A 6,035-nucleotide genomic window follows, 5' to 3' on the forward strand; every position below is an offset into this window, starting at 1 on the left:
GGGTTGACGGTGCGCCAGGCCACCACGATGAGGCAGCCCGCGGCCCAGCCGCGCCGCAGCCGCACCGCCACGGTGCGCGCCCCTGCGACGTCCGGCGGCCGCCCTACCGCTCCTCAGCCTCTGGAGGCCGTACATGCGTCTGTCCCCGGGCGTCCCCTGGGTCGCCGCGACCCTGATGGCAGTGACCGCTCTCGGCGCCTCACCCACCGCGGCCGCCTCGACGCAGGCCGCCGACGCGTCGGGCCACTGCGCCCGCCACCAGCGCCTCACCGTGCCCGCCGCGGACCATCAGGAGAGCGCCTGCCTCGACGACCTGACGACCACCGGTCTGGCCGGCACCGCGTACACCGACATGGCCGACCAGGCGGGACTGACCTCCGTCCGGACCCTCAAGCCCTCCGGCGTGCCCGGTGTGCAGATCGACGGCTACTTCCCCGACAGCTCCTCCTTCAACACCACCCACGGCTGGAACCACGACGCCCAGTTCGTGATCCGCCTGCCCGACGACTGGAACGGCGGCCTGGTGGTCGCCGGCGCGCCGGGCACCCGCAAGCAGTACGCCTCGGACACCGCCATCTCCGACCACGTGCTGTCCCTGGGCTACGCCTACGCCGCCACCGACAAGGGCAACAGCACGCCGAACTTCTACACCGACGGCAGGCGCCCCGGCGACGCGGTCGTCGAGTGGAACAACCGGGTCACCCAGCTGACCCGTGCCGCCAGGGCGACGGTCGCCCAGCGCTACGGCAAGGCCCCGCGCCGCACGTACGTCACCGGCATCTCCAACGGCGGGTACCTCACCCGCTGGCAGCTGGAGAACCACCCCGAGCTGTACGACGGCGGCGTGGACTGGGAGGGGACGCTGTGGACGGCGGACGGCCCCAACATGTTCACCTCCCTGCCGACGACGATCGCGCACGTGCGCGGTGAGGCCGACGACCAGGACCTCTACTCCGTCGGCTTCGCCCACGGCTCGGAGTTCCTGTGGCCGTACCACGCGACCGCGTACTGGGGCGTGACGCAGAAGACCTACCGCGCCGAGTTCGACCCCACCTACGACGCCGCCTGCCCCGGCTCCTCGGCGGGCTCCACGGTCGCCGAGATCCTCGCGCCGTGCGCCTCGGACGCCTCGTACGACTACGACTCGCGCCCGCGGGCCGTCCACGACGCGGTGGAGCGGGTCTCCCTCACCGGCCGCATCGGCCGCCCGATGATCACGCTCCACGGCGACCTGGACACCCTGCTGCCCAAGGCTGCGGACTCCGACGTGTACGCCCGGATGATCGACAAGGCCGGGCGCGGGGCGCTGCACCGCTACTACGGCATCGAGGGCGGCACCCACGTCGACGGTCTGTACGACAGCCACCCGACGGCGCTGCGCCCGATCCTGCCCTGCCACCGCTCCGCCTTCGACGCGCTCACCGCCTGGGTCGAGGACGGCGTGCGGCCGCCCGCCGACCACGACGTGGCGCGCCCCGCCGAGGGCGACGTGGCGAACAGCTGCCCGCTGAACGGCTAGCCGTCAGCGACCGAGCTGCTTGCGCGAGACCCGGCGGAGCCGACGCCGCTGCCCCGGGTCCAGGGCGAAGTAGGCGGCGGGGACTCCGAGCACCATGAGCAGGGACACCCACCACGGCAGCCAGAACAGCAGGACCAGTCCGGCTGCCGTGGCCCCTGCGGCGATCTTCGCGTTCCTCGACATCTTCGGTCGCCTCCTTCGCGGCGCGTTGCCGCTCCTCCTCCAGTGAACGCCCTCGGGCTCCCGGACGGTTCCTCCCGGAGCCCCCATGGGCCCCCGACCCGGCCCTGAGAAAACCCTGAGACGGCTCCCTTAGGCCGACCGGGCGACGGCGACCGAGCAGCTCCCCGTGAACGCACCCCGCCCCGCACCGCCGAAGCGGTGCGGGGCGGGGTGTCGCCTGACGGGGCGGTGATCAGCCGCGGGCGCCGAGCAGGTGCTCCATGGCCAGCTGGTCGAGGCGCTCGAACGCCATGCCACGCGCGGCGGCGGCGTCGACGTCGAACTCCTCGAAGGCGGAACGGTCCGCGAGCAGGCCCTCGAGGCCGTCCGCGGCGGTCTGCTGGGCCAGCTCGTCGAGGCGGGCGGCGCGCAGCGCCTCCTGGACCTCCGGGTCGGCGCGGAAGGCCAGCGCACGCTCCTTGAGCAGGAGGTAGTTGCGCATGTTGCCGGCGGCGGACGCCCAGACGCCGTCGATGTCCTCGGTCCGCGGGGGCTTGAAGTCGAAGTGCTTCGGGCCCGCGTAGTCGGAGCTCTCCAGCAGGTCGACCAGCCAGAACGCCTGACGCAGGTCACCGGCGCCGAAGCGGAAGTCCTGGTCGTACTTGATGCCGGACTGGCCGTTGAGGTCGATGTGGAAGAGCTTGCCCGCCCACAGCGCCTGGGCGATGCCGTGCGGGAAGTTCAGACCGGCCATCTGCTCGTGACCGACCTCCGGGTTGACGCCGACCATCTCGGGACGCTCGAGGCGCTCGATGAAGGCCAGGGCGTGACCGATGGTGGGGAGAAGGATGTCGCCGCGGGGCTCGTTCGGCTTGGGCTCGATGGCGAACTTCAGGTCGTAGCCCTGGGAGACGACGTAGTCGCCGAGGAGGTCGAAGGCCTCCTTCATCCGGTCGAGGGCGACGCGGACGTCCTTGGCGGCACCGGACTCGGCGCCCTCACGGCCGCCCCAGGCGACGTAGGTGGTCGCGCCCAGCTCGACGGCGAGGTCGATGTTGCGGATGACCTTGCGCAGCGCGTAGCGGCGGATGTCGCGGTCGTTGGCGGTGAAGCCGCCGTCCTTGAAGACCGGGTGGGTGAAGAGGTTGGTGGTGGCCATCGGCACCTTCATGCCGGTGGCGTCCAGCGCCTCGCGGAAGCGCTTGACGATGGCCTCACGCTCGGCGTCGGAGGAGCCGAAGGGGATCAGGTCGTCGTCGTGGAAGGTCACGCCGTAGGCACCGAGCTCGGCGAGACGGTTGACGCTCTCCACCGGGTCGAGGGCGGGACGGGTGGCGTCACCGAAGGGGTCCTTGCCCTGCCAGCCGACGGTCCAAAGACCGAAAGTGAACTTGTCCTCGGGGGTGGGCTGGATGCTCATGACGTGGCTCCTCGCTCGGGATCGACTATTTCGTCAGGCCGGTTTACAAATTAGTATGCAACCACGTCGCTGGGAAGAGACAACCCCGGGGCTGTGACCCGCGTGACGGATCCGGCCGGGCGACGAAGCGTGGCGCCCCGGCCGACAGGGTCGCGGGTACCACGGTCCACCAGGCAGAATCCCGCATGCCGCGGAACCACAGGGAGAGCCCGATGTCAGCCAGCGAGGGTACGTACGTCGTCGGTGTGGATTCGTCCACCCAGTCCACCAAGGCGCTGGTCGTCGACGTCGCCACCGGGCGCGTCGTGGCGAGCGGCCAGGCCAAGCACACGGTCACCGGCGGCGACCGCCGCGAGAGCGACCCGCGCGTCTGGTGGGACGCGCTGTGCTCGGCGCTGGAGCAGTGCGGGGACGTGGTCCGCGAGGCGAAGGCGATCTCGGTCGGCGGCCAGCAGCACGGCCTGGTGACCCTGGACGCCGCCGGTGAGCCGGTGCGCCCCGCGATGCTGTGGAACGACGTCCGCTCCGCCCCGCAGACCCGCCGACTGATCGAGGAGCTCGGCGGCCCGGAGGCCTGGGCCGAGCGCACCGGCAGCGTGCCCAGCACCTCGTTCACGGTCACCAAGTGGGCCTGGCTGATGGAGCACGAGCCGGAGGCCGCCGCCAGCGTCGCCGCCGTGCGCCTGCCGCACGACTACCTGACCGGGCGGCTGACCGGTGAGGGCACCACGGACCGCGGCGACGCCTCGGGCACCGGCTGGTGGGCGTCGGCGACGGAGGAGTACGACACCAAGACCCTCGAGCACATCGGCCTGGACGCGGCGCTGCTCCCGCGCGTGGTCCGCCCGGGCGAGGCCGCCGGCACCGTCCGCTCCGGCCTGCCGCTGGCGGAGGGCGTGCTGGTCGCGCCCGGCACCGGCGACAACGCCGCCGCCGCGCTCGGCCTGGGCGTGCGTCCCGGCACCCCGGTGATGAGCCTGGGCACATCCGGCGTCGTCTACGCGGTGACCGGGCGCCGTCCGGCCGACCCGACGGGCACGGTGGCCGGCTTCGCCGCGGCCAACGACGGCTGGCTGCCGCTGGCCTGCACGCTGAACTGCACGCTGGCCGTCGACCGCATGGCCGAGCTGCTGGGCCTGGACCGGCAGGCCGTCGAGCCCGGCTCCGGCGTGACGATGCTGCCCTACCTGGACGGCGAGCGGACGCCCGCGCTGCCGCACGCCTCCGGCCTGATCCACGGTCTGCGCCACGACACCACGCCGGGCCAGCTGCTGCAGGCGGCCTACGACGGCGCGGTGCACTCGCTGCTGGCCGCGCTGGACCTGGTCCTCGACGAGGACGCCGACCGCACCACGCCGCTGCTGCTGATCGGCGGCGGCGCGCGCGGCGACGCCTGGCGCAACACCGTGCGCCGCCTGTCCGGCCGCCCGGTGCAGATCCCGCAGGCGCAGGAGCTGGTGGCGCTGGGCGCCGCGGCGCAGGCCGCCGGGCTGCTGACCGGCGAGGACCCGGCCGCCGTCGCCCGCCGCTGGAACACCGCGGACGGCCCGGTGCTGGACGCCGTGGAGCGCGACGACGCCGCGCTGGAGCGCATCGGCTCGGTACTCTCGGCCGCCACGCCGCTGCTCGAGGGCGCCTGACCCGACCCGCGGTTCCGCACGGAACCGCGGTCGGAGATCATGGGGCGGACGACCGCCCGGCCTCTCGCGTCCGTGGACGTGGGGGGGCCGGGCCCAGGAAGAGGTATGACCGCACGCAAGCAGCTCCCCGACACCCAGGCCGGCATGCGCCGGCGCAACCTCGGCAGGGTGATGCACACCGTTCGCGACGAGGGTCCGCTCTCGCGCGCCGCGGTGGCCTCGCGCATAGGCCTGACCAGGGCCGCCGTCTCCACCCTCGTCGACGACCTGGTGCGGTGGGGGCTGCTCGAGGAGCTGGGGCCCGAGCGCAACGGCACGGCGGGCCGCGGCCGGCCCGGCTCCGCGCTCACGGTGAGCGCGCACGGCCCGGCCGGCATCGGCGCCGAGGTCGGCGTCGACCACCTCGCGGTGTGCGCGGTCGACCTGCGCGGCGAGGTGCGGGCCCGCGCGGTCCGCTACGGGGCCAATCGCGGGCGTGCGCCGGAGCCGGTGCTGGAGGAGCTCGGCGACCTGGTCCGCCAGGTGGTGGCGGAGGCCGAGGGCGAGGGGCTGTGGCCCGCGGGGCTCAAGGTCGCGGTGCCCGGTCTGGTGGCGCGCGACAGTCGGACCGTGGTCCGCGCCCCCAACCTGGGCTGGCACCGGACGGACCTGGGCGCGCTGCTCTCCTGCGGACTCGAGCCGAGCGTCGACAACGAGGCCAACCTGGGCGGCCTCGCCGAGCTGTGGCTCGGCAAGGACACCCCGCCCGACTTCCTGCACGTGTCGGCCGAGATCGGCATCGGTGCGGCCCTGGTGGTGGACGGCCGGCTGCTGCGTGGCGTGCGGGGCTTCGCGGGCGAGCTCGGCCATGTGCCGGTGCGTCCGGACGGGCCGCCGTGCGGCTGCGGCGGCGTGGGCTGCCTGGAGCAGTACGCCGGTGAGGACGCGGTGCTGCGCAAGGTCGGCCTCGATCCCGGCGAGGGCCGGGTGGGTCTGCTCGCGGAGCGCGCGGAGGCGGGCGACGAGGCGGTCCGGGCCGCGCTCGGCGACGCGGGGTCGGCCTTGGGCATCGCCCTGACCGGGGCCGTCAACCTGCTGGACCCGCAGGCCGTGGTGCTGGGCGGCGAGCTGTCCGCCCTGGCGCCGTGGGTGCTGCCCACGCTGCGCGAGGAGCTGTCGGCCCGCACCGCGGGGCGTTCCTGCGAGGTGTCGGTCTCCCGTCTGGGCCCCGAGGGGCCGCTGCTGGGCGCCGCGCACTCGGTCATCCGCAGCGTCCTCGACGACCCCGCCTCGGTGGCGGAGCGGGACGCCTGAG

Annotated in this window: 5 protein-coding genes; 3 read left to right on the forward strand and 2 right to left on the reverse strand. The window is 73.9% G+C overall.

Translation table 11 applies throughout. The features are described from left to right. Window positions 1–133 precede the first annotated feature (133 nt). A complete protein-coding gene (locus tag ACOV8S_RS26710) occupies window positions 134–1,519 on the forward strand; it encodes a tannase/feruloyl esterase family alpha/beta hydrolase (RefSeq protein ID WP_448320908.1) in 1,386 nt (461 codons plus the stop codon). A gap of 3 nt (window positions 1,520–1,522) precedes the next feature. On the opposite strand, the gene ACOV8S_RS26715 is transcribed toward ACOV8S_RS26710, so the two are convergent. Then, entirely contained in the window at window positions 1,523–1,702 is a 180-nt protein-coding gene (locus tag ACOV8S_RS26715; protein ID WP_448320910.1) for a hypothetical protein, read from the reverse strand. Between the two features lie 232 nt (window positions 1,703–1,934). Further along, the gene (gene xylA, locus ACOV8S_RS26720) at window positions 1,935–3,101 is read right to left on the reverse strand and encodes a xylose isomerase (RefSeq protein ID WP_351115628.1); all 1,167 of its coding nucleotides are present in this window, start codon (window positions 3,099–3,101) and stop codon (window positions 1,935–1,937) included. Window positions 3,102–3,313: 212 nt separating this feature from the next. On the opposite strand from xylA, the gene xylB reads away from it, so the two are divergent. Together xylB and ACOV8S_RS26730 are read left to right on the forward strand one after the other, a co-directional pair. Continuing rightward, complete coding sequence (gene xylB / locus ACOV8S_RS26725) at window positions 3,314–4,741, forward strand: xylulokinase (protein ID WP_448320911.1); 1,428 nt, start codon at window positions 3,314–3,316, stop codon at window positions 4,739–4,741. 105 nt (window positions 4,742–4,846) lie between these two features. After that, a complete protein-coding gene (locus ACOV8S_RS26730; RefSeq protein ID WP_448320913.1) occupies window positions 4,847–6,034 on the forward strand; it encodes an ROK family protein in 1,188 nt (395 codons plus the stop codon). Window position 6,035 lies beyond the last annotated feature (1 nt).

This window comes from Streptomyces sp. CO7 (assembly GCF_053474865.1).

Coding starts and splice junctions, on each gene's coding strand:
- ACOV8S_RS26710 (WP_448320908.1), top strand. CDS start 134: ATGCGTCTGTCCCCGGGCGTCCCCTGGGTCGCCGCGACCCTGATGGCA.
- ACOV8S_RS26715 (WP_448320910.1), bottom strand. CDS start 1,702: ATGTCGAGGAACGCGAAGATCGCCGCAGGGGCCACGGCAGCCGGACTG.
- xylA (WP_351115628.1), bottom strand. CDS start 3,101: ATGAGCATCCAGCCCACCCCCGAGGACAAGTTCACTTTCGGTCTTTGG.
- xylB (WP_448320911.1), top strand. CDS start 3,314: ATGTCAGCCAGCGAGGGTACGTACGTCGTCGGTGTGGATTCGTCCACC.
- ACOV8S_RS26730 (WP_448320913.1), top strand. CDS start 4,847: ATGACCGCACGCAAGCAGCTCCCCGACACCCAGGCCGGCATGCGCCGG.